The organism is Nonomuraea sp. NPDC048916 (assembly GCF_040649575.1).
Classification (GTDB): Bacteria; Actinomycetota; Actinomycetes; order Streptosporangiales; family Streptosporangiaceae; genus Nonomuraea.
The window spans coordinates 150444-175952 of sequence record NZ_JBEZFS010000007.1 but is presented as its reverse complement, the minus strand read 5'-3'; the positions used below and the strand labels follow the sequence as shown (position 1 = coordinate 175952).

Sequence of the window (25509 nt, the reverse complement as noted above, 5' to 3'; positions counted from 1 at the left end):
CGCTCTGTGTGGATGTGCCGGTCAGGGGAAGGAGGACGGGAGAACTATCACGGGAGAGATGATGCGCTCCTCCATCAAGCTGGGCCGGATCGGCGGAGTGCCGGTCGGCCTCAACGTCAGCGTGCTCGTCATCGTCGTGATCCTGGTGGTCGGGCTGGCCTTCGGGCGGTTCCCGGTCGCCTTCCCGGGTCACTCGGTGGCGGTCTACGTGATCGCCGCGCTCATCACGGCGGTGCTGTTCCTGGCCTCGCTGCTGGCCCACGAGATGGCCCACGCCCTGGTCGCCAAGAGGCACGGCATCGAGGTGGCGGGCATCACGCTGTGGCTGCTCGGCGGCGTGGCCAGCCTGCGGGGTCAGGCCCGGACGCCGGGCGCCGACCTCTGGATCGCCGCCGTCGGGCCGTTCACCAGCCTGGTCGCCGGAGCGGTGTTCGGCCTGGTGGCCTGGCTGAGCTCGGCGGTCGGCGGCACTCACCTGCTCACCGGCATGTTCGCCTACCTGGCCGGGATCAACGTGCTGCTGGCCGTCTTCAACCTGATCCCGGCCGCGCCGCTGGACGGCGGGCGGGTGCTCCGCGCGGTGCTGTGGAAGTGGCGGGGAGACCAGGTCAATGCCGCGATCACCGCGGCCCGCGCCGGCCGGGTCTTCGGTTACGCGCTCATCGCCCTGGGCTTCGCCCAGGTCGTCACCGGCCTGGGCTTCCAAGGGCTGTGGCTGGCCCTGATCGGTCTGTTCCTGGTGAACGCGGCCAGCGCCGAGGAGCAGCAGACCGTGGTCGGCGCCGCCCTGCACGGCATCCGGGTGGATCAGGTGATGACACCGCACCCCGTCGCGGCGCACCCCGACGAGACCGTCGCCGCCCTGATCGAGCAGGTGGTGATGGTCTCCCACCTGTCGACCTACCCGCTGGTGGACGAGCGCGGCGTCTTCGCCGGGCTGGTGACGCTCAACCGGCTCCGCCGGCTGCCCGCCGACCGGCGTGCCTCGACCCGGCTGCGGGACGTCTCCTGCCCGCCGGACCAGGTGCCCACGGCGCGGCCGGACGAGAAGCTGACCGATCTGCTGGTGCGGATGGACGGCTGCGCCGACGGGCGGGCGGTCGTCCTCGACAGCGCCGGCCGCCTGCTCGGGCTGATCACGCCCAGCGACATCAGCCGGATGGTGCAGACCGCCGACCTGCGGCCCCACCGGCCGGGTGGCGCCGACCTGGCACCCCCGTACGCCGACCACCCCCGCACCTGAGCCTCCGCCTCACGGCTGGAAGCGGTAGCCCATGCCGGGTTCGGTGATCAGATGGGCCGGGCGGGCCGGGTCCCGCTCCAGTTTGCGGCGCAACTGGGCCATGTACTGGCGCAGGTAGTGGGTCTCCTTGACGTACTGGGCGCCCCAGACCTCGGTGAGGATCTGCCGCTGGCTGATCAGCTTGCCGGGATGGCGGAGCAGCAGCTCCAGGATGTGCCATTCGGTGGGCGTCAGCCGTACGTCGCCGGAGATCGTCTTGCCGGCCAGGTCCACCACGTGGGCGCCGAGCCGGACGCGAGCGAGCTCCGGCTCCTGGGCGCTCGTCCGGCGGGTGACGGCGCGGATCCGGGCGAGCAGCTCGTCGATGCCGAACGGCTTGGTGACATAGTCGTCGGCCCCCGCGTCGAGCGCCTCGATCTTGTCCCTGCCGCCGGCCCGGCCGGACAGCACGATGATCGGCACACTGGTCCAGCCGCGCAGGCCGTGGATGACCTCCACGCCGTCGAGGTCGGGCAGGCCGAGATCGAGGATGATCAGGTCGGGATGCCAGTCGGCGGCCTCGCGCAGTGCCGTGCCACCGTCTGCGGCGACCGCGACCTCGTACTGCCGGGCCGCGAGGTTGATCCGGAGCGCCCGCAGGATCTGGGGTTCGTCGTCGACGACCAGCACGCGGGTCACGTGGACACCGCGCCCGTCGCGACGGGCAGTGTCAGGACCATGGTGAGCCCTCCGCCGGGCGTCTCATCAGGCACGAGGGTGCCGCCCATGGCCTCGGCCAGCCCTCGGGAGAGCGCCAGGCCGAGACCGACGCCCGAGTGGTTGTCGCGGTCGCCGAGCCGCTGGAACGGCAGGAAGACCCGGTCGTGAGCCTCGGGCGGGATGCCGGGGCCGCGGTCGATGACGCGGATCTCGACCTGGCCGGCGTACTGGCTGGCGGTGATCAGCACCTGCTCGCCGGGCGGGCTGTAGCGCGCCGCGTTGGCCATCAGGTTGACCAGCACCCGCTCCAGCAGCGCCGGGTCGGCGAGGACCTCGGGCAGCCCGGCCGGAACCTCGCCCTCGACGTGGTCGCGGACCGGTCCGAGATCGTCGATCGCCCGGGGCAGGACCTCCTCGACGAGGACGGGCTGGAGGTCGGCCCCCAGCACCCCGGCCTGCAGGCGGCTCATGTCGAGCAGGTTGACCACGAGCCGCTCCAGCCTGTCCAGCGACTCCTCGGCGGTGTCCAGCAACTCCGCGCGATCGCGCTCCGACCAGTCGATGCCGGTGTTGCCCAGGCTCTCCACCGCCGCCTTGGCCGCGGCCAGCGGGCTGCGCAGGTCGTGGCTGACGGCCGCGAGCAGCGCAGTGCGCATCCGGTCCACCTCGGCCAGCGGTTTGGCCTGGTTGACCTCCTCTTCCAGGCGTCGCTGGCGCAGCGCCACGGCGGTCTCGGCGGCGAACGCCTCCAGCACGCGCCGGTCGGCGGCCTCGGTCAGCCGCCCGCGCGCCGCGAGGACCAGGTCGTCGTCGATCACCACGTCGGTGTCGGCGGCGTCCGGGCAGGTGGCCGGGGGGCCGCCCGACGTGGCCACGATCCGCCACGCCCCGGGCTCGGACCGGTCGTCGGGGCTCGGCTCACCGACCCGCTCCAGCAGTGTGACCGATCCCAGCCCGAACGTCTCCCGCATCCGGGCGAGCAGCGACGGCACCGCGGCCTGGCCGCGCAGGACATGACCGGCCAGGGCGGACAGCAGCTCCGCCTCCGCACCGGCGCGCGCGGCCTCCCTCGTCCGCCGGGCCGCGATGTCCACGATCACGCTCACCGCGGCGGCGACCAGGACGAACACGACCAGCGCCAGGAAGTTCTCGGGATCGTAGATGGTGAACTCACCGGACGGCGGCGTGAAGAACCAGTTGAGCAGGAGCGACCCGCCGACGGCCGCGGTCACCGCCGGCCACATGCCGCCCACCAGCGCCACTCCGACGACCATGAGCAGGAACAGCAGGATCTCGCTGGGCAGCGCCAGCCCTTCGGCGAACGGCGTCAGCGCCGCGGTCAGCGCGGGCATCCCGGCGACCGCCATGGCCCACCCGGCCAGCCGCCGCCTGCGCGTGAGCGCCGCCCGGGAACGCGACCGACGGGTGCCGACCCTGGCCACCTCCGCATGGGTGATCATGTGCACGTCGATGGAGCCGGACAGCGCCGTGGTGGTGACGCCCACCCCGCGCGAGAAGACCTGGGCCAGCCGTCCTCTCCTCGACGCGCCGAGCACGAGCTGGGTGGCGTTGACGCCGCGGGCGAAGTCGAGCAGGGCGCGCGGGATGTCGTCGCCGACGACCTGGTGGTAGGTGCCTCCCATGCTCTCGACCAGGGTGCGCTGGCGGGCCAGGTTGGCCGGATCGCCTCCGGCCAGCCCGTCGGCGCTGGTCACGTGCACCGCGATCAGGTCGGCGCCCTTGTTCCTGGCGGCGATCCGGGCGGCGCGGCGGACCAGCGTGTCGCCTTCGGGGCCGCCGGTCAGCGCGACCACGACGCGTTCGCGGGTCTCCCAGGTGCCGGCGATGCCGTGCTCGGCCCGGTAGCGGTCGAGCTGGTCGTCGACCTTGCCGGCGACCCAGAGCAGGGCCAGCTCGCGCAGCGCGGTGAGATTGCCCACGCGGAAGTAGTTGGCGAGCGCGGCGTCGAGCTTCTCCGGGGCGTAGACGTTGCCGTGGGACATGCGGCGGCGCAGCGCCTCGGGCGACATGTCGACCAGCTCGACCTGGTCGGCCCGCCGTACGACCTCGTCGGGGACCGTCTCGCGCTGCGGGACGCCGGTGATCTCCTGGACGACGTCGTTGACGGACTCCAGGTGCTGGATGTTGACCGTGGAGACGACGTCGATCCCGGCGTCGAGGATCTCGTCGATGTCCTGCCAGCGCTTGGGGTTGGCCGAGCCGGGCACGTTGGTGTGGGCCAGCTCGTCGATCAGGGCGATCTTCGGGGCGCGCTCGATGACCGCCTCGACGTCGAGCTCGGTGAAGGTGGCCCCCCGGTGGACCATGGTCCTGCGGGGGATGATCTCCAGGCCCTCCAGCAGCTCGGCGGTGCGGGCGCGGCCGTGGGTCTCGACGAAACCCACGACCACGTCCCTGCCGCGCTCGCGCGCCCTGCGGGCCTCGCTGAGCATGGCGTAGGTCTTGCCGACCCCGGGGGCGGCCCCGAGGTAGACCCGCAGGCGGCCCCTGGTCATGAACGGTCGAGCCCCGATCCGCTGGCGGTCACCGCGTCGGCAGGCACCACGGGTGTCCTCGTGTCGCCCCTGACGGGGACCGTCCTGCCTGCCGCATAGTCCTCACCCGGCTCGCCGCATTCCACCTTGAGGCCATGGTAGGTCGTGACGAAGGGAGCCTCGGGGCAGGCCTGGCCGACGCCGCGCTGACCTTCCGGGGCGAGAACAGGACTGCGTACGGCGGGGCAGGGGAAAGGGGACGGATCGGAGAGGATGGGCGGAGCTCTGAGAACGCGACGCGAATCGAGGCACCCATGGCATCGGTCCTGATACTCAACGGCCCGAACCTGAACCTGCTCGGCACCCGCAAGCCCGAGGTCTACGGCTCCACCACGCTGGCCGAGGTGGAGGAGCTGTGCCGGCAGGAGGCCGGGAAACTCGGGCTCGACGTCGACTTCCGCCAGTCCAACCACGAGGGCCAGCTGATCGACTGGATCCACGAGGCGGGCGCCGAGGTGAAGGCCGGCCGGTCCATCGGCGCCGTGTTCAACGCCGGGGCCTACACGCACACCTCGGTCGCCCTGCACGACGCCATCGAGGGCGCCGAGCTGCCGGTGGTCGAGGTGCACATCTCCAACGTGCACCGGCGCGAGCCGTTTCGGCACCACTCCTACCTCTCGCCGGTCGCCCGCGGCATCGTCGTCGGCTTCGGCGTGTACGGCTACGTCCTGGCCATCAACGGCCTCTTCCAGGCGGCCCGCTGACCCGGCGCGCTGACCCGGCGCATCAGGACCGGGCCACGCCACAACCGGGCCACGTCAGGACCGGGGCCGGTCAGAACCGGCGCGTCCGGCGCAGGTCCGGGGGGCGGCCGTCGGGGTCCACGGCCAGCCGGTACAACGGCCTGGCCAGCACCCGGCGCACCCGCCCCAGCTCCGGCCGGGGATGCGGGCGCAGCCGCCCGGGCGGGCGCGGCCCCCGGCGGCCACCGCGATGCCACGACTCCAGCCGCCGCGCGGACTCGGCGAACGCCTCGAAGGCGGCCTTCGGGTCGCACAACTCGTCCACGTCTCCGGGATCGCGGTCGAGGTGCTCGGCGGCCAGCGCGAGCCGCAGCCGCCTGGCGAACACGCGGGCCCCGCGGGGCGGGCGCGGGTCCGGCTCCTCGTCGACGATCGCGCAGCTCAGCTCCGAGTCGTACGTCCACGACCGCAGGTTGACGTTGTCCGAGCCGACGCTCGCCCACACGTCGTCGACCACGCACGCCTTGGCGTGCACGTACACCGGGGTGCCGGCGGGGTTCTCCAGGTCGTAGACCGCGACCCGGCCGCCGCCCGCCCGCCGGAGCCGGCCGAGCGCCTCGCTCCTGCCGATCAGGCTGGCGGGCCCGGCGAGCCAGCCGTCCTGGTCGGGGTGGCGCGGCACCACGATGATCATGCGGAGTCCGGGCTCGCGCTCCAGCGCCTCGGCGAACGGCTCGATCACCTCGGTCGACCACAGGTACTGGTCCTCCAGGTAGACCAGCGAACTCGCCCGGCGCAGCACCTTCTGGTAGGCCCGGGCCACGCTCCGCTCTCCCCTCGGCGCGAACGGATAGGGGCTGCGCCGGTGGGGATAGGTGCGCAGCAGTTGCACGGCGTGCGTGCCGGCGGGCACCGGCGGCGGCCCGGGGCGGGGCAGCGGCGGCACGTCGTCCATCCGCCCCAGGTGGTCGCGTAATCGCCGGAGCGGCTGGCGGGTCGCGGGAGCCGGATCCTCCCAACGCTCGCGGAACACCTTCTCCACCTCGGCCACGGCCGGCCCGTGGATCGCCACCTGGACGTCGTGCCAGGGCGGCCGCTCGCCGTACACAGCGGGCATGGGCGCGACCTGCGGATCGCCGCCGTGCCGGGCGTCGTCGCGGCGGCTGTGGCACAGGTCGATCCCGCCGACGAAGGCCACGTCCCTGGCCGAGCCGGACTCGTGGCGCAGCACGACGAACTTCTGGTGGTGGGACCCGCCGGGCCGCACCCGCGTGTCGAGCACGGCCTGTCCGCCGGCCTCCTCGATGTCCTCGCCCAGGTGCCGGTTCTCCGCGGCGCTGAACCGCAGCAGGTCGAGGTGTGAGCGCCAGAGCAGTCCCCTGACCAGGGCTCCCCGGTGCGCCGCGCGGGCCATCGCGCCGGCCACCCGCGGCCCGCCGTCGCTCAGCCGCTCGTCGGGATCGCCTCGCCAGTCGGCGAACAGCAGCAGGTCGTCCTCGCCGAGCCCGTCCAGGCGCTCCTGGAGCTCGGCGAAGTACGCGGCGCCGTGGACCAGCGGGCGCACCAGGTTGCCCGTCGACCAGGCGGCCAGCCGGGTGGACGGGTTGTCGCGTTCCTCGTCGGTGAGGAACCAGTCCGTGAGCCCCATCCGCTCGCGGCTACCCGGGCGCCGCCGGTTCATGCCTGAGCAGCGACCAGACGGCCTCCGGCGTCAGGGGTGTGCTGGTGACACGGTCGGCGACCTCCGGGAGGGCGGCGGCGACCGCGTTGCCGATGGCGGCCGGCGGCCCGATGGTCCCGGCCTCGCCGGCGCCCTTCATGCCTCCTGGCGTGATCGGCGAGGGCGTCTCCAGCATCACGACGTGGATGTCGGGGATCTCGCGGGTCGTCGGCAGCAGGTATTCGGTGATGGGCTGCCCCTCGTCGGTGTAGACGATCTCCTCCGTCAGCGCCATGCCGATGCCCTGCGCGATGCCGCCGCGGAGCTGGCCTTCGACGATGGCCGGGTTCACCAGCACGCCCGAGTCACCGACCGCCCAGTAGCCCTCCACCTCGACGGCCCCCGTCTCCGGATCGACGGCGACGGCCGCGGCGTGCGCCCCGTAGGCGAAGGTGTAGGCCACCGGGTCGTAGCTGACCCGTTCCTCCAGCCCGGGCGACGTGCCTTCGGGCAGGTCCCAGCCGCGCCACGCCGACGTGGCGATCTCCCGCAGCGTCAGAGCCGTCCGCGGGTCGCCCCTGACCTGTACGGCGGAGCCGACGATCTCCAGGTCGTCCGGGGCGGCCTCCAGCCGGTGGGCCGCGATGGCCACGATCTTGTCCCGGAGCCGCGCCGCGGCCTGCGTGAGCGCTCCCCCGCCCACCACGAGCGAGCGGCTGGCTATGGACCCGATCGAGGAGTAGGGCGTGACCGCGGTGTCGCCGAGCACCACCCGCACCCGCTCGAACGGCACCCCGACCCGGTCGGCGGCGATCTGGGCCAGCGTCGTCTCGATGCCCTGGCCCATCGCCGCCACGCCCGACGAGACCACGACCGAGGCGTCGGGCTCCATCCGCAGCACCGCGGTCTCGTAACCGCCCGCCTGCATGCCGGTGGCCTTCATGTCCATCGACGGGCCCACCCCGGTGGCCTCCACATGGCAGGAGAACCCGATCCCGCGCCGGCGGCCGTCGTCTCGCGCCGGGGGCACGACCAGGTCGCGCAGGGTTCGCAGGGCGAGCGGGTAGTCGCCGGAGTCGTACGGCTGCCAGGTCCGGGTGGTGCAGGGCAGGTCGCCGGGCCCGAGCAGGTTGCGCAGCCGCAGCTCGACGGGGTCGATCCCGAGCCGCCGCGCCGCCTCGTCGACCAGCCGCTCCCGGGTCCAGGTGGCCTCGGGCTGGCCGAAGCCCCGGTAGGAGCCGGTGGGCGTGGTCGTCGTGACGACGCCGCGCAGGCGTACCGCGACCCGGTCGAAGCGGTAGGGGCCGGGCAGCATGACGGCCGTCACCGCGAACGGCGAGATGCCCACGTTGGACGGATGGCCGCCGAGGTCGCCGACCACGTCGGCGTGCAGCGCGACGAACCGCCCGTCCGCGTCGAGCGCCAGTCTCGCCCGGTGCGTGGCGGCCCGCGCCGGCAGCGTGGCGACCAGGCGGTCGCCGGGCGACTCGGTCCAGCTCACCGGGCGGCCCAGGCGCATCGCGGCCAGGCAGACGAGCACCTCGTCGGGGTAGATGTGCTCCTTGCCGCCGAACCCGCCCCCGGCCTCGCGGCTGATCACGCGCACCCTGTCGTGCGTCAGCCCGAGCGCGTCCGCGGCGTGCTCGCGCACGTGGTGCGGGGCCTGCGTGGAGGTGCGGATGGTGAGCTCCGCGCCGTCGAAGGACGCGACGATCCCGCGCGGCTCGATCGGGTGGGGCGACGCCCGGCCGAAGCCGAACGTCAGCTCGACGACGTGCTCCGCCCCGGCGATGGCCTCGTCGCAGTCGGGGTCGCCGAGCACGGAGTCGGTGACCAGGTTCGTGCCCCACTCGGGGTAGAGCAGCGGAGCCCCGGGATCCAGCGCCCGCTCGATCCCGATGACCGCGGGCAGCTCGTCGAACTCGAGGTCGATCAGCCCGGCCGCGTCCGCGGCGGCCTCCCGTGTCTCGGCGACCACCAGGACGAGCGGCTGGCCGGCGTAGCGGACGGTCTCGTCCAGCACCGGATAGGAGGTGTGGCGCTGCCCGGTCGCGAGGGTGACGCAGGGCAGGCGGACGGCGGCCGCGTCGCCCGGGGTGATGACGTCGAGCAGGCCCTCGACCGTCCAGGCCTCCTTGGCGTCGCAGGCGGCCAGCCGCCCGTGGGCGATGGGGCTGCGGACCACGACGGCGTGCGCCGTGCCCGGCAGACGTACGTTGCCGACGTATCCGGCCCGGCCCGTGAGCAGCCGGGCGTCCTCCCTGCGCGGCGTCCTGGCGCCTACCCGTGTGCCGTGTGTGCCCTCAGTCATGGTCCGATTGTGAGCCCCGTCACACGGACGGTCCATACACCTCCGCCCTCGGAGGGCCGCCACCGGCCGCCGCGCCGGCTGCGGCCGGGCCGGTCGCCTCGCTGCACGTCCACAGCCCCGGCCCCGGGCTGGTGGCGCGCTGCCCCGCCTGTGAGGAGGTCGTCCTGCGCCTGGTGCGCGGCCCCGGCGCGGTCTGGCTCGACCTGCGCGGCGCCGTCTCCCTGCGGGTGACCTTGCCGGACTAACGGGAGATCTCGCCGTCCTTACCTGGTCCGAACACCGGCCTTAGTACACTCGGCCAGGTTCAACCGGCCGGCATCCGCACGGAGAGATCTGCACGGAGAGGCTCTCGCCACGGGCGGCGCGCTCGGCCCCGTCCTGTTGGGAGTCACGTGAGCCGCGGGCTTGTCGATGCGCCGCCTTCCCCGTCACCGCACACGTCGCGCCGGACCGGCGGGCGCTGGCTGCGCTGGTCGATCGCGATCGCGGTGACGATCGTCCTGCTGGTCGCGGGTGTCGCGGTCGGCGTCTACGCCAAACTGACCGGCAACGTCAAACACATCGAGGTCACCCCGGACGACCTGGGCGAGACCCGCCCGCCCAAGGTGGCGGGCACGGCGATGAACGTGCTGATCGTCGGCTCCGACCGGCGCGACGGCAGGAACGCCAGATACGGCCGGCTCCCGGGAGAGCGCACCGACACGATCATGCTCGCGCACGTCTCGTCCCACCGCGACCACGCGATGGTCGTCAGCTTCCCCCGCGACTCGCTGGTCCAGCTCCCCTTCTGCCGCGCCAAGGGTTCCCTGCCCGGCCAGCAGCCGCACCTCGGCATGATCAACGAGTCGTTCAACTCCGGCGGCATCACCTGCACCTGGAAGACGATCGAGGCGCTCACCGGCATCCACATCGACCACTTCGTCAAGGTCGACTTCACCGGCTTCAAGAACATGGTCGACGCCGTCGGCGGCGTCGAGGTCTGCCTGCCGGAGCGCGTCGACGACAAGAAGGCGCTGCTCCACCTGCCCGCCGGGCGCCAGACGCTCGACGGCGAGCAGGCGCTCGGCTACGTCCGCGCCCGCTACAGCCTGGGCGACGGCTCCGACATCGGCCGCATCCAGCGCCAGCAGATGTTCATCGCCTCGATGGTGAAGAAGGTGATGAGCGGCGAGACGCTGACGAACCCGGCCCGGCTCCTCGGCTTCCTCGACGCCGGCACCAAGGCCGTCACCACCGACCCCGGCCTCACGCCCGGAGTGATGCAGGACCTGGCCGGCAGCCTTCAGGGCCTCACCGCCGGGCAGATCCGCTTCATCACCACGCCGTGGCACTATTCGCTGAGCCAGCCGGGCCGGGTCGAGTGGGTCCAGCCGCAGGCGGCCCGGCTCTTCCGGCTCGTCGCCAAGGACACCAGCCCGTCGGGCGTCAAGGGCGGCCAGGCCAAGGTCTCGCGCTCGAAGATCCAGGTCGAGCTGCGCAACGGCACCTATCGGGGCGGTCTCGGCTCGCAGGTGGCGGCCGCGCTGGAGCAGCGCGGCTATCACATCACCAAGGTCTCCGACGCGGCGCGCAAGCCGTACGCGAAGACGGCGATCCTCTACTCGCCGAACGGCGAGACGCGAGTGCCGACGCTGGCCAAGGACCTGGTCACCGCCACGCCCAGGGGTGTGCCCGGCGCGCGGACCAGCCGCCTGGTGCTGGTCGTCGGCGACGACTGGAAGGGGCTGACGACGCTGCGCGCCGACGACACCGAGGCGCTCAACGGCTTCGACGCCACGCACGACACCTGCGCCGCGTGACGGTCATGTGTGGGGGTGCCTCGGAGATGCCCGCCGGAAGGTGCCGAGCCGTCTGGAGCCCTCGGTGCCCGATCAGGCTCCGGAGGCCAGACGGCTCGAGAACGTCACCTTCGCGCCGGCCAGGCTGGCCCGCGTCATTGCGCGCGCTCGGACTCCTGGTCGGACCCCGTCGTCGGGTGCATCTCGTCACGTCCGGTGTCCGCGCCTAGTTCCTCGCGGAGCCGGTCGTAGTCGATGTTGTGGTTTGTGTACTTAAGCTGGCGAGCGACCTTCGTCTGCTTCGCCTTGGCTCTTCCTCGACCCATGGCTACTCCCTAGTCCCCGCACTCATCCTAGCCAACAACCTTACGACTTGAAGAATTATGCAACTTCACTGGATTAGTCTGGGCAGTATGCACGTGGAGGTCTATCAGGCCAAGGCTGATTTCTTCCGAACTCTCGGCCACCCCGCTCGCATCCGAGTGTTGGAGCTACTCCAGGAAGGCCCGCTTCCCGTCCGGGACCTTCTGACTCAGATCGACATCGAGGCTTCGAGCCTCTCCCAGCAGCTGGCGGTCCTGCGCAGAGCCGGGATCGTGAGCGCCATCCGCGAAGGCAGCACCGTCGTCTACACACTGGCCACCCCCGAGCTGGCCGACCTGCTCGGCGCGGCCCGGCGCATCCTCACCGACATGCTGGCCGACCAGGGCGAGCTGCTGGCGGAGCTGCGGGCCGAGGTCACCTAATGCTCCAAACGAGACATGTCTACGTTAGAAGGTGCGGCTTGGATATGTCAAAATAGGAATATGAGTTTGAGACACGCCGTCCTCGGGCTGCTGACCAAGGGGCCCGCGAGCGGCTACGACCTGCTGAAGGTGTTCGACGTCTCGCTGTCCAACGTGTGGCCGGCCACGCAGAGCCAGCTCTACGCCGAGCTGGGCAGGCTGGCCGAGGCCGGGCTGGTGAGCGTGTCGGCCGAGGGCCCGCGCGGACGCAAGGAATACTCCATCACCGGCGAAGGGCTGGCCGAGCTCCGTCACTGGATGACCGACGTCGAGCCCGCCAGGGTGATGCGCAGCGACATGCTGCTCCGCGTGTTCTTCCTCGGCCAGATCGACCCCGGGCAGGCCCGCGACTACCTGCGCCGCCAGGGTGAGTTCGCGACCGGGCAGCTGGAGCGCATGGAGGGCATCCGCGACCTCGTGGAGAAAGGCCAGGACGACCTGTCGGTGTACGGCAGGATCGCGCTGGACTACGGCCTGCGCCTGGGCCAGGCGCAGCGGGAGTGGGCCGAATGGGCCGAAAAGCAGATCCGTTAGGCTCGGGGACATGGTCTCCGAACTGTTCGATCCCAAAGCGTGGCAGGCTGTCGAGGGATTCGACTTCACCGACATCACCTACCACCGGGCCGTCGACCAGGGCACCGTCCGCATCGCCTTCAACCGTCCCGAGGTGCGCAACGCCTTCCGCCCGCAGACCGTCGACGAGCTCTACCGGGCGCTCGACCACGCCAGGCAGACCACCGACGTCGGGTGCGTGCTGCTCACCGGCAACGGCCCCTCGCCCAAGGACGGCGGCTGGGCCTTCTGCTCCGGCGGCGACCAGCGCATCAGGGGCAAGGACGGCTACCAATACTCCGACGGCACCGTCTCGACCGGGCGGCTGCACATCCTCGAGGTGCAGCGGCTGATCCGGTTCATGCCCAAGATCGTGATCTGCGTGGTGCCCGGCTGGGCCGCGGGCGGCGGGCACAGCCTGCACGTGGTAGCCGACCTGACCCTGGCCAGCGAGGAGCACGCCCGCTTCAAGCAGACCGACGCCGACGTGGCCAGCTTCGACGGCGGCTTCGGCTCCGCCTACCTGGCGCGCCAGGTGGGGCAGAAGTTCGCCCGCGAGATCTTCTTCCTGGGCGACACCTACTCTGCCGCCGACGCCCACCGGATGGGCATGGTCAACGCCGTGGTGCCGCATGCCGAGCTGGAGGCCACGGCCCTGGAGTGGGGCCGCAAGATCAACGGCAAGTCGCCCACCTCCCAGCGCATGCTGAAGTTCTCCTTCAACATGATCGACGACGGGCTGGTGGGGCAGCAGGTCCTCGCCGGCGAGGCGACCCGGCTCGCCTACATGACCGACGAGGCGGCCGAGGGGCGCGACTCGTTCCTGGAGAAGCGCGAGCCCGACTGGTCACCGTACCCCTGGCACTACTGACCTGCGGCGTCGCGTGCGGCGTGAGGCCATGCGGATCACGGTGCCGAAGGCCCTGACCGAGTCCTCGGTGAAGTGGAACGGCGAGGCCGGACGGGCCTGGTCGGCCGGGCTGCCTGCGCCGGCCCGGCACCACCTGGAGCAGTGGGGCGCGCGCTGGATCTCTGGCGGGGACCGGGCGTTCGCGGAGTTCGTCGACTGCGAGCCGATCGCGAAGGAGGCGTCACGGCTGGAACGGCTCCGGCTCACCGTCTACGACCGCTGGGTGGAGACCGAACTGGTCCTCGGGAGGCACGCGGAGGTGGTGGCCGCCCTGCGCGAGATGCCCGCGCCCACCCCTACGAGGAGAGCCTGCACGCCCGCGACCGCGCCGACGCCTCGCCGCACGAGATACACGCGGCCGTGACCCGTGCGCTCGGCGCCTGGTTGGTCCTCGCGCGGCAGGCCGACACCCGGCTCCCCGGCAGGGTCTTCCCGACGCTCCAGCCCGAAGGCGCGCGTCACGGACCTCGCGTCGATCGCGGGCCGGCAAGGCGGCTCCACGCATCGTGGAGCGGAGCCGCCTGGCCCGGTGACCGCTTCATCGCGCCGACCGGCGCCTCGATGGTTCAGTCCACGATGAGGGCGATCTTGCCCCGGCCGTGGCCGGTCTCGATCTCCCGGTGCGCCTCGGCCGCCTGGTCCAGCCGGTACGTCCGGCGGATCGGGAATTTCAGCAGGCCCTCGGCGTACAGGCGCGCGTAGCGGCCGAGGCGCTCCGCCGACCGCTCGCCCTGGACCACGCGGATGCCGAGACCGGCGGCCTTGGCGTGCTCGACCAGCGTGATGATGCGCCCGCGATCCTTGACCAGCTCCAGCGAGACGTCCACCGCCATCCCGCCGGCGCCGTCGAGCGCCGCGTCCACGCCGCCGGGGGCGAGCGCGCGCACCCGTTCCGTCAGCCCGTCGCCGTAGACGACCGGGACGGCGCCGAGGTCGCGCAGGTGGACGTGGTTCTCCTCGCGGGCGGTGCCGATCACGGTGGCGCCGCGGCCGACCGCGATCTGCACCGCCGCCGTGCCCACCGCGCCGGCCGCGCCGTGGATGAGCAGCGTGTCGCCGCCGGCCACCGCCAGCCCGTCGAGCGCCAGCTCGGCCGTCTGCACGGCGGCGGTCAGCGCGCCCGCCACCTCCCAGGGCACCCGGTCCGGCTTGGCCGCCACGTCGGAGGCGGGGACCACGATGTACTCGGCGTAGGCGTTGAGCTGTGAGAAGCCGAGCACCTCGTCACCGGCCGACACCTCGGTGACGCCCTCCCCGACCTGGTCCACCACGCCCGCGAACTCGTTGCCCGGAACGCGCGGCAGGTCGCCGGTGACGCCGGGCGGGGTCCAGCCCGCGCGCACCGCCGCGTCGTACGGCTGCACTCCGGCGGCCCTGACCCGCACCCGAACCTGCCCCGGCCCCGCCTCCGGCGCGGGCAGCTCCATCACCTGGAGCACCTCGGGCCCGCCGAAAAGGGCGAAGGCCGCAGCTCTCATGGTTTTTTCCCTCATGGAGCCAGGGTGCTACCTCAACCATGGTCGAGGTCAACGGTCCAGGGTGGGCCCGACGCCGCAATTCACGGTTTGGGAACTTTTTTCCTTTACTCCGCCTTTACCTAGATATAGTCCGTTAGGGCTTACGGGGACGGGGCAACAACGGGGCAAACAGGGGCCTGATGAGCGAGTTCTTGGACGTCGTGCTGAGTTTTCCGACTGTCATTTTCAGCTTCCTGCTCGTCGTGGTCATCGGCTACTGGGTCATCGTCGTCACCGGGCTCTTCGACCTCGACGAGGCCGACGCCGCCTGGCTGGGGCTGGGCGGGGCGCCCGCCGGGATCACGGTCTCGCTGCTGGTCGCCCTGGCCTGGCTGCTCAGCCTGATCGGCGGCCAACTGGTGAGCGGTCCCGCGCTGACGGTCGTGCCGGTCGTCGCGGCGGCCGGCGCGTGGGTGTGCGTCCGCGCCGCGCTGGCCCCGCTGCGGCGGCTCGTCCCCGAACCGCGCGTGCACTCCCGCGGCGACTTCGTCGGCCAGATGTGCGTGATCCGCACCGGCGAGGCGACCTCCGACTTCGGCCAGGCCGAGGTCACCGCCTCCGACGGCTCCTCGGCCGTCGTTCAGGTGCGGACGACCGGCCAGGACAGGCTCGCCCGCGGCGACGACGCCCTGATCTTCGACTACGACGCGGACGGCGAATTCTTCTGGGTCATGCCCTACGAAAAGGAGCTCTGATGGATGTCATCTCGACCGGTCTCGGCGTATTCCTGGCAGTCGTCCTCGTCGTCGTCATAGGTCTGCTCATCTTCATCAGCCGCCTTTTCCGCAAGGTCGAGCAGGGCAAGGCGCTGATCATTTCCAAGGTCAACAAGGTCGACGTGACGTTCACCGGCGCCATCGTGCTCCCGGTCGTCCACCGGGCCGAGATCATGGACATCTCGGTCAAGACCATCGAGATCGAGCGGACCGGCCGCGAGGGGCTGATCTGCCGTGACAACATCCGGGCCGACATCAAGATCACCTTCTTCGTACGGGTCAACAAGACCGCCGAGGATGTGATCAAGGTGGCCCAGGCCATCGGCACCGTACGGGCGAGTGACGAGACGACGCTCCAGGAGTTGTTCAGCGCGAAGTTCTCCGAGGCGCTCAAGACCGCGGGCAAGCAGCTCGACTTCGTCGACCTCTACACCAAGCGTGACGAGTTCCGCGACCAGATCATCCGGCTGATCGGCACCGACCTCAACGGCTACAGCCTCGAGGACGCGGCCATCGACTACCTGGAGCAGACCTCGCTCCACGCGCTGGACAAGAGCAACATCCTGGACGCCCAGGGCATCCGCAAGATCACCGAGCTGACCGCGATCGAGCACGTCCGCACCAACGAGTTCCAGCGCAGCGAAGAGAAGGAGATCACCCGCCAGAACGTCGACGCCCGCGAGGCCATCCTGGAGCTGCAGCGCCGCCAGGCCGACGCCGAGATCAAGCAGAAGCGCGAGATCGAGACCATGAAGGCCCGCGAGGAGGCGGAGACCGCCCGCGTGCAGGCCGAGGAGCGGCTGAAGGCGCAGTCCGCCAACATCAAGACCGACGAGCAGCTCGGCGTCCAGCACGAGAACCGGGCCCGCGAGGTGGCCGTCGCGGAGAAGAACCGCGAGCGCGTGATCGCCATCGAGACCGAGCGCATCGAGAAGGACCGCCTGCTCGAGGTCATCGCCCGTGAGCGCGAGACCGAGCTGTCGCGCATCGCCAAGGACAAGGAGGTCGAGACCGAGAAGCGGTCGATCGCCGAGGTCGTGCGCGAGCGCATCGCCGTCGACCGGACGGTGGCCGAGCAGGAGGAGAGCATCAAGCGGCTGCGCGCGGTCGAGGAGGCCGAGCGGGTCCGCCAGACCGTGATCATCGCGGCTGAGGCCGAGGCCCAGGAGAACCTGGTCAAGGACATCAAGGCGGCCGAGGCGGCCGAGGCGGCGTCCAAGTTCAGGGCCCGCGAGGAGCTGGTGCTCGCCGAGGCCAGGCAGCAGGCCGCCGAGCTGGACACACGGGCCAAGATCCGGCTGGCCGAGGGCGTGCAGGCCGAGTCGGCGGCGGCCGGGCTGGCCGAGGTCCAGGTGCGGGAGCGCGACGCGGAGGCGATCGAGAAGGTCGGCCGCGCCGAGGCGCTGGCGCTGAGCGAGAAGCTGCGCGCCGAGGCCGAGGGCGCCAGGGCGATGGCCCTGGTCGACGGAGACCGCCTCAAGGCCCGGGCGGAGGGCGAGCAGGCGATGGCGCTGGCCTCGGCGGCGGCGGTGGGCGAGAAGCTCAAGGCCGAGGCCGAGGGTCTGACCGAGAAGGCCGCCGCGATGGCCGCGCTGGACGAGGCGAGCCGGGCGCACGAGGAGTACCGCCTGCGGCTGGAGGCCGACACCGAGGTCCGGCTCCGGCAGATCGACGTCACCCGGCAGGTCGCGGAGTCGCAGGCCAGCGTGCTGGCGGCCGGCCTGGCCAAGGCCAACATCGACATCGTGGGCGGCGACACCATGTTCTTCGACAAGGTGGTGGGCTCGATCACGGCGGGCAAGGCGGTGGACGGGTTCATGGAGCATTCGGAGGTCGCCGGCGCGCTGGCGGCGCCGTACCTCAACGGGACGGCGAGCCTGGCGTCCGACCTGGCGAGCGTGGTCGGCGGGTTGCGCACGGAGGACCTGAAGAACCTGACCGTGTCGGCGCTGCTCATGCGGCTCATCCAGAGCGGCGGCCCGGACTCGGTCGCGTTCGGGGAGCTGCTGGAGACGGCCCGCCGCCTCGGAGTGGCGGACTCCCCGGTGGCCGAGCTCACCGCGGCCAGGGCGTGACGATGACCGCTCGCCACGCGGTCCGCCCGGACGGCGCCGGGTCCCGGGGGCCGGCTTGAGCGCGCGAATCCCGCAGGACGCGGCGGGAAGCGTGCCCGGGGACCCCGGCCCCGGCACGCCGGAGCTCTCGGCCGGGACCTACGAGGTGCTGAGGACCCGGCTGGAAGCCCAGGCCAAGGCCCTCGCCCGGGCCGCCGAGGCGGTCAACGCCCGGCGCCTGGAGGTGTTCGGCGGTGCCGAGCTGCGCCTGCTCGGCACCGAGCGCATCCGTACGGAGAACAACTGCGTCCCCAGGGACATCGTCTCCCTGGGCGACGTCATGCTCTTCGGCTACAACGTCTTCATCGGCCTGAAGCCCGAGACCACGGTCGCCGACGTCTTCTCCGTGCACCGCTTCACCAGGGACGGCGACGCGTTCAGGTTCGACGCCGAGCGGCTGCCGGCGCTGGAGGACCCTGCCTTCGGCAAGGACTTCGCCGAGCTGTACCGCTACTACAAGGAGTCCAGGCTCAAGCAGCTCAGGCGCGTCGAGGGCAAGCTGCTGGCCGTCTTCCAGACCGGGCCGACGGACACGAGGGTCCTCCGGTGGACGGTCAGCCCCCAAGGTGTCTCGAAATATCAGGACAATCGCGGTGAGCGCGACCACGTCTTCCCGCCCTCCCACGACTTCGAGTGGACCCCCACCACCCGCGACGACCACGTGCTGGGCCGCCACCCCCACATCTCGATCAAGAACGAGGTGTTCGTCGAGACGATCGGCGGCGACCTCACCATCAAGATCGAGAACAACACCGAGACCGGCCAGGGTATCTACTCCGAGCCCGTCACCGAACGCCTGCAGAGCCTGGCCGACGCCGACGTCGAGCACGCCGCGATCGGCCCGCTGATCCTGCTGCGGATCCGGCCGTACAAGGAGACCGACTGGCGCCACCTGGTCTTCAACACCCGCACCAAGGCCGTGACCAGGCTCGACGGGCTCGGCCAGGCCTGCCAGCGACTGCCCGAGGACCAAGGCCTGATCTTCCCCGGCGGCTACTACCTGGACACCGGCGTCAGCAAGACGTTCGACACGGACGTGACCGACCTCGAGTTCGAGCGCGTGGTCCGCTCACCCAACGGCGAGGACGTGCTGTACGTCTTCCACGCCAGAGGCGACGGCCGCTCGCTGCTGCTGCCGTACAACGTGATCAGGAAGGAGGTGGCCAACCCCATCGTCTGCCACGGCTACTCGGTGTTCGACGACGGCACGATGGTGGTCTTCCGGGCCATCTCCGAGGAGCCCACCCGGGTCCACCCGATGCAGATCTGGCAGACGCCGTACGTCTCCGACACCTACGCCGCCGCGCAGCCCGCCGGCACCGGCCCGCTGGAGCGCATCGGCAACGCCGAGCTGGTGCGCGGCATCTCCGACTGCCTGTCCGTCGCGCGGATGGTCGAGGAGATGGCGCCGTCGGCCGCCACCTTCGAGGCGCTGATCGCCGCCTGCACGCGCGCCTTCGACCACTACCACTGGCTCGGCGAGCACGCCCTGCGCGACCCGCTCGCCGGCGTCCGCGCCACCGCCGAGCAGGTCCTCGACGAGTACGAGCACGTCGAGGAGCTCACCCGCCAGGCCGAGCACCTGCTGGCCACCGCGACGGACGAGATCACCCAGCTGGTACGGCAGGCCAGGGCCGAGTCACCGGCGACCGCCGACGCCTGGGTGACGCTGCTGGCCACGCTGCGCAGGGCGCAGGGCCACCTGGTGACGCTGCGCGAGGTCCGCTACGTCGACCTGGCCCGCCTCGACAGGCTCAACGCCGACCTGGCCGAGGAGCTGGTCTCGGCCGGCGGGCGGGCCGTCGGCTTCCTGGAGGGCCCCGAGGCGTTCACCGGCTACCACGCGGCCGTGGAACAGCTGGCCACCCAGGCCGCCGCCATCGCCACGGCGGCCGAGGCCGCTCCCCTGTCCGACCGCCTGGCGGCGCAGTCCGAGGGGCTGGAGGTGGTCACCGAGGTCGTCGGCTCGCTGGAGATCGCCGACGCCACGGTCCGCACCGCCATCCTGGGCCAGATCGCCGAGGTGCTCGGCGGGATCAACCGGGCGCGGGCCATGCTCGACGGGCGCCGGCGCGAGCTGCTCGGCGCGGAGGGACGCGCGGCGTTCGCCGCCGAGTTCGCGCTGCTCGGGCAGGCCATCACCGGCGCGCTCGCGGTCGCCGACACTCCGGACAAGTGCGACGAGCAGCTCGGCCGGCTGATGCTCCAGGTGGAGAACCTGGAGTCACGCTTCGGCGAGTTCGACGACTTCGCCGCCCAGCTCGCGGGCAAGCGGGACGACCTCTACGAGGCGTTCTCGGCGCGCAAGCAGACACAGCTCGACGCGCTCGCCCGCCGCGCCGACCGGATCTTCGCCTCCGCCGAGCGCATCCTGGCGAGCGTCACCCGGCGGCTCTCGTCGCTCGGCTCCCTGGACGAGGTCAACACCTACTTCGCCGCCGATCCCATGCCGGCCAAGCTCCGCTCGGTGGCCGCCGAGCTGCGCGGGCTCGGCGACGCCGTACGGGCCGAGGAGCTGGAAGGACGGCTCAAGGCCGCGCGCCAGGAGGCCGGGCGCGCCCTGCGGGACCGGCTCGACCTCTTCAGCGACGGCGGCGAGACGATCCGGCTCGGGCGGCACCGCTTCGCGGTCAACACCCAGCCCATCGACCTCACGCTGGTGCCGCACGCCGGCCGCGACGGTGAGCCGGTCGAGATGCGGTTCGCCATCACGGGCACCGACTACCGCGCGCCCGTGCCCGACTCCTTCGCCGACACCCGCCCCTTCTGGGACCAGTTGCTCGTCTCGGAGACCCCTGACGTCTACCGGGCCGAGCACCTCGCGGCCTCCCTCCTGGAGCGGGTCACACCGGGCGCCCCCCTGGGTGATCTGGCGCGGAAGGCGGCCGGGGAACGCTACGACGAGGGCTACGAGCGGGGCATCCACGACCACGACGCCGCCGCCATCCTCGACACGCTCGTCCGCCTGAGCGACGGAGCCGGGCTGCTCCGCTACCCGCCGGACGCCCGGGCCGCGGCCCAGCTCTTCTGGACCTTCGGCGTGGACGAGGTTTCACGTGCAACATTCACCACCCGGGCGGCGTCGCTGATCAGAGCCCGCACCGTCTTCGGCTCCGCCGCCGTCGCCGCCCTGGCGGGCGAGCTCGGCACGCTCATCGGCGCCTTCCTCACCGAACTGGGCCTCGCACCAGGCTCCTTCCCCACCGAACCCGGCACACCGGCAGGCACGCCGTCGGGCACACCGGCGGGCGCCACAGCAAGCACGACGGCGAACACGACAGCGGGCACGGCGGCGCTGGCCGGCGAGTACCTGGTCGAGGAGCTGGCGGCGAGTCCCGCCGGCTTCGTCACGAGCAAGGCCGCGCGGACCCTGCTCGACCGGTTCCGCCAGACCCTCGGCCCGGCCAGGGTCCGAGAGTTCGAGGACGACCTCAGGTCGGTGCCGCTCAAGGAACGCGTCCAGCTCGCCCAGTCCTGGCTGAGCGCCTACGACCACGGCCCGGAGCTGCCCGAGGCGCTCGCCGTGCAACTCTGCGACCTGCCGCGGCACGACTCCAGCGCCACCGTGGCCGACACCGTGGACGGGCTGCTCGGCACCCACCCCCGCATCGCCGACCGCAAGCTGGAGCTGCGCCTGGACGAGCTCCTCGCCCGTACCCGCCGCTTCCGCACCGAGCGGGTCCCGGCGTACCGGGACTACCAGCGGCGCCGTAACCGCCTGGTCGACGCCGAACGGGCGCGGCTCCGGCTGGAGGAGTACAAGCCGAAGGTCATGAGCGCGTTCGTGCGCAACCGGCTGCTCGACGAGGTGTACCTGCCGCTGATCGGCGACAACCTGGCCAAGCAGCTGGGCGCGGCCGGCGACGGCAGGCGCACCGACCAGATGGGCCTGCTGCTGCTCATCTCACCGCCCGGCTACGGCAAGACGACGCTGATGGAGTACGTCGCCAGCCGCCTCGGCCTGGTCTTCGTCAAGGTCAACGGCCCGGCGCTGGGCCACGCGGTGACCTCGCTGGACCCCGCCGAGGCGCCGGACGCGACGGCCCGGCAGGAGGTCGAGAAGATCTCGTTCGCGCTGGAGACCGGCAACAACACCCTGCTGTATCTCGACGACATCCAGCACACCTCACCCGAGCTGCTGCAGAAGTTCATCTCCCTGTGCGACGCCCAGCGCCGCATCGAGGGCGTCTGGAACGGCCGCACCCGCACCTACGACCTGCGCGGCAAGAGGTTCGCGGTGTGCATGGCGGGCAACCCCTACACCGAGTCCGGCCGCCGCTTCCGCATCCCCGACATGCTGGCCAACCGCGCCGACGTGTGGAACCTGGGCGACGTCCTCTCGGGCCGGGACGAGCTGTTCGCGCTGAGCTACATCGACAACGCCCTGACCTCCAATCCCGTCCTCGCGCCCCTGTCCGCCCGCTCCCGCACCGACGTCGAGCTCCTGGTACGGCTGGCGAAGGGCGACCAGACGGTCAAGCCGGACCAGCTGGAGCACCCCTTCGCCAGGACCGAGCTGGACCAGGTGCTCGGCGTGCTGCGCAAGCTGGTGCGCGTCCAGGAGGTCGTGCTGGCCAACAACCAGGCCTACATCGCCTCGGCCGGCCAGTCCGACGCGGCCCGCACCGAGCCGCCGTACCGGCTGCAGGGCTCGTACCGGAACATGAACAAGCTGGCCGAACGCATCGTCCCCGCGATGAACGACGAGGAGCTGGAGGCGGTGATCGACGACCACTACCTGGGCGAGGCGCAGACCCTGACCGCGGACGCCGAGTCCAACCTGCTCAAGCTCGCCGAGCTGCGTGGCCGCCTGACCCCCGAGCAGGCCGCCCGCTGGTCGGCCCTCAAGGCCGCCTACCTGCGCTCCAAGGCCCTGGGCGGCGCCGAGGACGACCCGATGACCAGAGCGGTCGGCGCCATCGGCCTGCTCGCCGACCAGGTCCGCGAAGTCGGCTCCGCCATCAGGGAGACCTAGGCGTCGCGGGCCGAGGCGCGGGACGTGTCGGCCAGGAGTCACCGGCCAGGGCGTACCGCGGCCAGGTCGGCCTGTGACACGGCCCGCTCGCTGGCGGGCAGCAGCGGCAGCCGCACGTCCGGGGTCGGGATCAGCCCCCGGGCGTGCAGGACACCCTTGATCACGGTCGGGTTCGGCTCGGCGAACAGCGCCGCCGACACCCTGGCCAGCCGGTGCCCCAGCTCCCGGGCCCGGGCCGCGTCGCCCGCGTGCCAGGCGTCGACCAGCTCGGCGAACCGGCCGGTGGCCAGGTGCGCCGAGGCCAGGATCCCGCCGGAGGCGCCCAGCGCGAGCAGTGGTGAGATGAACGCGTCGTCCCCGCCCAGCACCGCGAACCCCTCGGGCAGGTCGCCCAGCAGGTCGACCGCGTCCTGATCGATCCCGCCCGTCGCGTACTTCACCCCCGCGATCATCGGGTGCCCGCCCAGCCGTCGCAGCGTGGCCGCGCTCACCGCCTGCCCGGTCCGGTAGGGAATGTGATAGATCATCAGCGGCACCGGCGTCCCCTCGGCCAGCGCCTCGAAGTGCGCCACGACACCCCGCTCCGACGGCCGCAGGAAGTACGGCACCGTCACCAGCGCGGCGGCGACCCCCTGCGGCAGGGCCTTGAGCGCCTCCGCCGTCGAACGCGTGTCGTTGCCGGTGAGCCCCACGGTCAGCGGCACCCCGCGCTCCCCGCAGATCCGGGCGCACACCTCGATCACCCGGGCCCGCTCGTCCGGCGTCAGCGCCGCGACCTCCCCGGTGGTGCCCAGCGCGACCACCCCGGAGGCGCCTTCGTCGAGCACCTGCCCGGCCAGCTTCTCGATCGCGTCGAACGCGACCTCGCCGGTAGCGGCGAACGGGGTGACCAGGGGTACGTGAATTCCTCTCAGCATGCTTCGAGCGTGACGTGGGAGCACTCGTTAGGTCCAGCGCGGATTCCTTCGGTCGAGCTTAAGCTGGACTGATGCTCGACCCTCGCAAGCTCCACCTGCTCCGCGAACTCGCCCGGCGCGGCACGATCGCCGCCGTCGCCGAGGCCGTGATGTTCACGCCGTCCGCGGTGTCGCAGCAGCTCAGCGCCCTGGAGCGGGAGGCGGGTGTGCCACTCCTGGAGCGCACCGGCCGCACCGTCACGCTGACGCCCGCCGGTCACCTGCTGGTGGAGCACGCCCAGGCCGTGCTCGAACAGCTCGAACGCGCGTCGGCCGCGCTCGCCGCGGTGCGCGGCGGGCCGTCGGGGCCGCTGCGGATCGGCGCGTTCCCCACGGCGGCCCGCGTGCTGCTGCCCTCCGCCCTCGCCGCCCTGTCGCGCGCGCATCCGGCCCTGGAGCCGATGGTCTCGGAGATCGACCCCGCCGACGTCTCCGCCGCGCTCCGCGCGGGCGAGCTGGACATCGCGCTCGTGCACGAGTACGACTTCGTCCCTCCGGTCACCGACCCGTCGATGGAGACCGAGCCCCTGTTCAGCGAGCCCATGTACCTGACCGACCGGCCCTCGCTCGGCGCGGCCCGCGACGACCCGTGGATCACCAACAAACCCGGCACGCTCTGCCACACCATGGCCATCCGGGCCTGCCAGGCGGCCGGCTTCGAGCCGCGCGTCCGCCACCACGTCGACGACTTCGACACCGTGCTCGCCTTCGCCGCCGCCGGCCACGGAGTCGCGCTCGTGCCCCGCCTCGCCGCCCTCTCCCCGCCGCCCGGCGTCACCCTGACCGAGCTGCCCCTGAGCCGCCGCACCCTGGCGGCCTTCCGCAGAGGGTACGGCGACCACCCGGCGGTCCGAGCGGCCGTCGCCGCCTTCCACACCGCCCTGACCGAAACCACCCCCTGACCCACCACCGACCACCACCGACCACCACCGACCACCGCCGCCGGCCCCCGATCCCCACCCTGGCCACCGTCGCCTGACCGCCGACATCCGTCCGCGTTGACGCGACGGAGGTGCCGCCAGCGGGCGCGGAGTCCGGGCACCCGCGCCCGGAGGCGGACGGTCACTCCTTGAGCAGTTCGTCGAGCACGGCGGTGGTGCTGGGCTGGGCCGGGTCGCCGTAATCGCCGGCCGTCACGGCCACGACCAGGTCACGCTCGGGCGCCACGTACACCCGCTGGCCGCCGTTTCCGTGCGCGGCGATCCAGCGGGGCGAGCCGGTGCCCACGTACCACTGGTAGCCGTACCGCCGCCGGTCGTCGATGGGCACCCGGGGCCGGGTCAGCTCGGCGAGCCAGTCGCCCGGCACGATGCCGCGCCCACCGTCGAGCACCAGCGCGCCGATCGCGGCCAGGGCGCGCGGCGTCAGTCGCAGGCCCGCCGCGGCCATCTCCACCCCGTCGGCGCCCTTCGCCCACGCGTACGACCCGATGCCGAGCGGCTCGAACAGCGCGGTCCGCGCGAACTCCGCGAGCGGCCTGCCCGTGCCGACGGCGACGAGCCGGCCGATCAGGGCCGCGGCGCCGCCGCAGTACAGCCACCGCCTGCCGGGCTCCTCGACGATGGGACGTTCCAGCACGTAGCGGTGCCGGTCGGGCGCCGCCTCCATGGCGATCTCGCTGTTGGCGGTGCTGGTGTAGGGGACGCTCTCGTCCCACTCCAGCCCGAGGGTCATCGTCAGCGCGTGCTCGACGGTGAGGCGGGCCCGTACGGGGTCCGCGACCAGGTCCGGATATTCGGGGAACTGCCGTAACAGGCTCTCCCCGGGTTCGGGCACCAGCCCATCGGCCAGCGCGATGCCGTACAGGAGCGCGACCACGCTCTTCGTCACCGAGCGGACGTCGTGCAGGGTGTCGGGCTCGAAGGTGACGTGGCCGAGCGGCCGGTTGAGATGGTGGTCATCTCCGGCGCCGTAGCGTTCGAGCACCACCCGGCCGCCCCGGACGACGACGAGCCCGTGCAGAGCCGGAGCCGCACCCTCGTCCAGCACCTTGTCGACCCGATCCGCCATCGTCATTCCGGCCTCCCTGTCCTCACCGGTCATGATCGTCTCACC

General features: G+C 72.1%; 20 protein-coding genes and 1 pseudogene. 12 read left to right on the top strand and 9 right to left on the bottom strand.

What is annotated here, in order from left to right:
* Positions 1–58 precede the first annotated feature (58 nt).
* A complete protein-coding gene (locus AB0C16_RS09375; protein WP_357680669.1) occupies positions 59–1243 on the top strand; it encodes a site-2 protease family protein in 1185 nt (394 codons plus the stop codon).
* Between the two features lie 9 nt (positions 1244–1252).
* Here AB0C16_RS09375 and AB0C16_RS09370 read toward each other — a convergent pair whose 3' ends face one another.
* From AB0C16_RS09370 to AB0C16_RS09360, 3 genes and pseudogenes are all read right to left on the bottom strand, one after another.
* Positions 1253–1921 carry a response regulator gene (locus tag AB0C16_RS09370; RefSeq protein ID WP_357680667.1) on the bottom strand — a complete coding sequence of 223 codons (669 nt, stop codon included), beginning with the start codon at positions 1919–1921 and terminating at the stop codon, positions 1253–1255.
* On the bottom strand, positions 1918–4458 hold the full coding sequence (locus AB0C16_RS09365; RefSeq protein ID WP_357680665.1) for a DUF4118 domain-containing protein: 2541 nt from the start codon (positions 4456–4458) through the stop codon (positions 1918–1920). The genes AB0C16_RS09370 and AB0C16_RS09365 overlap by 4 nt, the downstream gene beginning before the upstream one ends.
* A gap of 5 nt (positions 4459–4463) precedes the next feature.
* A pseudogene (locus tag AB0C16_RS09360) lies at positions 4464–4637 on the bottom strand (potassium-transporting ATPase subunit C); the annotation flags it as partial.
* 114 nt (positions 4638–4751) lie between these two features.
* Between AB0C16_RS09360 and aroQ the strand changes: the two are divergent.
* Positions 4752–5201 (top strand): type II 3-dehydroquinate dehydratase, encoded by a 450-nt coding sequence (aroQ, locus tag AB0C16_RS09355; RefSeq protein ID WP_357680663.1) that lies wholly within the window; start codon positions 4752–4754, stop codon positions 5199–5201.
* Positions 5202–5271: 70 nt separating this feature from the next.
* On the opposite strand, the gene AB0C16_RS09350 is transcribed toward aroQ, so the two are convergent.
* On the bottom strand, positions 5272–6828 hold the full coding sequence (locus AB0C16_RS09350) for a phospholipase D-like domain-containing protein (protein WP_357680661.1): 1557 nt from the start codon (positions 6826–6828) through the stop codon (positions 5272–5274).
* A gap of 10 nt (positions 6829–6838) precedes the next feature.
* The gene (locus AB0C16_RS09345) at positions 6839–9151 is read right to left on the bottom strand and encodes a xanthine dehydrogenase family protein molybdopterin-binding subunit (protein WP_357680659.1); all 2313 of its coding nucleotides are present in this window, start codon (positions 9149–9151) and stop codon (positions 6839–6841) included.
* Between AB0C16_RS09345 and AB0C16_RS09340 the strand changes: the two genes are divergently transcribed.
* Both AB0C16_RS09340 and AB0C16_RS09335 read left to right on the top strand, forming a co-directional pair.
* Entirely contained in the window at positions 9127–9396 is a 270-nt protein-coding gene (locus AB0C16_RS09340; protein WP_357680657.1) for a DUF6510 family protein, read from the top strand. The genes AB0C16_RS09345 and AB0C16_RS09340 overlap by 25 nt on opposite strands.
* Before the next feature lie 147 nt (positions 9397–9543).
* Positions 9544–10950, top strand: a complete 1407-nt coding sequence (locus AB0C16_RS09335) for an LCP family protein (protein ID WP_357680655.1) — start codon at positions 9544–9546, stop codon at positions 10948–10950.
* Positions 10951–11084: 134 nt separating this feature from the next.
* On the opposite strand, the gene AB0C16_RS09330 is transcribed toward AB0C16_RS09335, so the two are convergent.
* Entirely contained in the window at positions 11085–11255 is a 171-nt protein-coding gene (locus AB0C16_RS09330; RefSeq protein ID WP_357680653.1) for a DUF3073 domain-containing protein, read from the bottom strand.
* A gap of 87 nt (positions 11256–11342) precedes the next feature.
* On the opposite strand from AB0C16_RS09330, the gene AB0C16_RS09325 reads away from it, so the two are divergent.
* The 4 genes from AB0C16_RS09325 to AB0C16_RS09310 are packed head-to-tail and all read left to right on the top strand — an operon-like array spanning position 11343 to position 13540.
* Positions 11343–11675: a metalloregulator ArsR/SmtB family transcription factor gene (locus tag AB0C16_RS09325; protein ID WP_357680651.1), complete on the top strand. Its 333-nt coding sequence runs from the start codon at positions 11343–11345 to the stop codon at positions 11673–11675.
* 60 nt (positions 11676–11735) lie between these two features.
* On the top strand, positions 11736–12248 hold the full coding sequence (locus tag AB0C16_RS09320; RefSeq protein WP_357680650.1) for a PadR family transcriptional regulator: 513 nt from the start codon (positions 11736–11738) through the stop codon (positions 12246–12248).
* 10 nt (positions 12249–12258) lie between these two features.
* Positions 12259–13137: a 1,4-dihydroxy-2-naphthoyl-CoA synthase gene (locus AB0C16_RS09315; protein WP_357680648.1), complete on the top strand. Its 879-nt coding sequence runs from the start codon at positions 12259–12261 to the stop codon at positions 13135–13137.
* Positions 13138–13165: 28 nt separating this feature from the next.
* Complete coding sequence (locus AB0C16_RS09310; RefSeq protein ID WP_357680647.1) at positions 13166–13540, top strand: BTAD domain-containing putative transcriptional regulator; 375 nt, start codon at positions 13166–13168, stop codon at positions 13538–13540.
* Between the two features lie 202 nt (positions 13541–13742).
* Here AB0C16_RS09310 and AB0C16_RS09305 read toward each other — a convergent pair whose 3' ends face one another.
* On the bottom strand, positions 13743–14654 hold the full coding sequence (locus AB0C16_RS09305; RefSeq protein ID WP_357680645.1) for an NADP-dependent oxidoreductase: 912 nt from the start codon (positions 14652–14654) through the stop codon (positions 13743–13745).
* 179 nt (positions 14655–14833) lie between these two features.
* Between AB0C16_RS09305 and AB0C16_RS09300 the strand changes: the two genes are divergently transcribed.
* The 3 genes from AB0C16_RS09300 to AB0C16_RS09290 all read left to right on the top strand — a co-directional run bounded on the left by AB0C16_RS09300 (position 14834) and on the right by AB0C16_RS09290 (position 22498).
* The gene (locus AB0C16_RS09300; RefSeq protein ID WP_357680643.1) at positions 14834–15388 is read left to right on the top strand and encodes a hypothetical protein; all 555 of its coding nucleotides are present in this window, start codon (positions 14834–14836) and stop codon (positions 15386–15388) included.
* Positions 15388–17484 carry a flotillin family protein gene (locus tag AB0C16_RS09295; RefSeq protein WP_357680641.1) on the top strand — a complete coding sequence of 699 codons (2097 nt, stop codon included), beginning with the start codon at positions 15388–15390 and terminating at the stop codon, positions 17482–17484. Before AB0C16_RS09300 ends, AB0C16_RS09295 begins: the two co-directional genes overlap by 1 nt.
* A gap of 91 nt (positions 17485–17575) precedes the next feature.
* Positions 17576–22498 carry a DNA repair ATPase gene (locus AB0C16_RS09290; protein ID WP_357680805.1) on the top strand — a complete coding sequence of 1641 codons (4923 nt, stop codon included), beginning with the start codon at positions 17576–17578 and terminating at the stop codon, positions 22496–22498.
* Between the two features lie 38 nt (positions 22499–22536).
* Here the strand turns inward: AB0C16_RS09290 and dapA are convergent, their stop codons facing one another.
* Positions 22537–23415 (bottom strand): 4-hydroxy-tetrahydrodipicolinate synthase, encoded by an 879-nt coding sequence (dapA, locus tag AB0C16_RS09285; RefSeq protein WP_357680639.1) that lies wholly within the window; start codon positions 23413–23415, stop codon positions 22537–22539.
* Positions 23416–23486: 71 nt separating this feature from the next.
* Between dapA and AB0C16_RS09280 the strand changes: the two genes are divergently transcribed.
* Entirely contained in the window at positions 23487–24356 is an 870-nt protein-coding gene (locus AB0C16_RS09280) for a LysR substrate-binding domain-containing protein (RefSeq protein WP_357680637.1), read from the top strand.
* Between the two features lie 160 nt (positions 24357–24516).
* Here AB0C16_RS09280 and AB0C16_RS09275 read toward each other — a convergent pair whose 3' ends face one another.
* Entirely contained in the window at positions 24517–25497 is a 981-nt protein-coding gene (locus AB0C16_RS09275) for a serine hydrolase domain-containing protein (protein WP_357680635.1), read from the bottom strand.
* Positions 25498–25509: the final 12 nt, after the last annotated feature.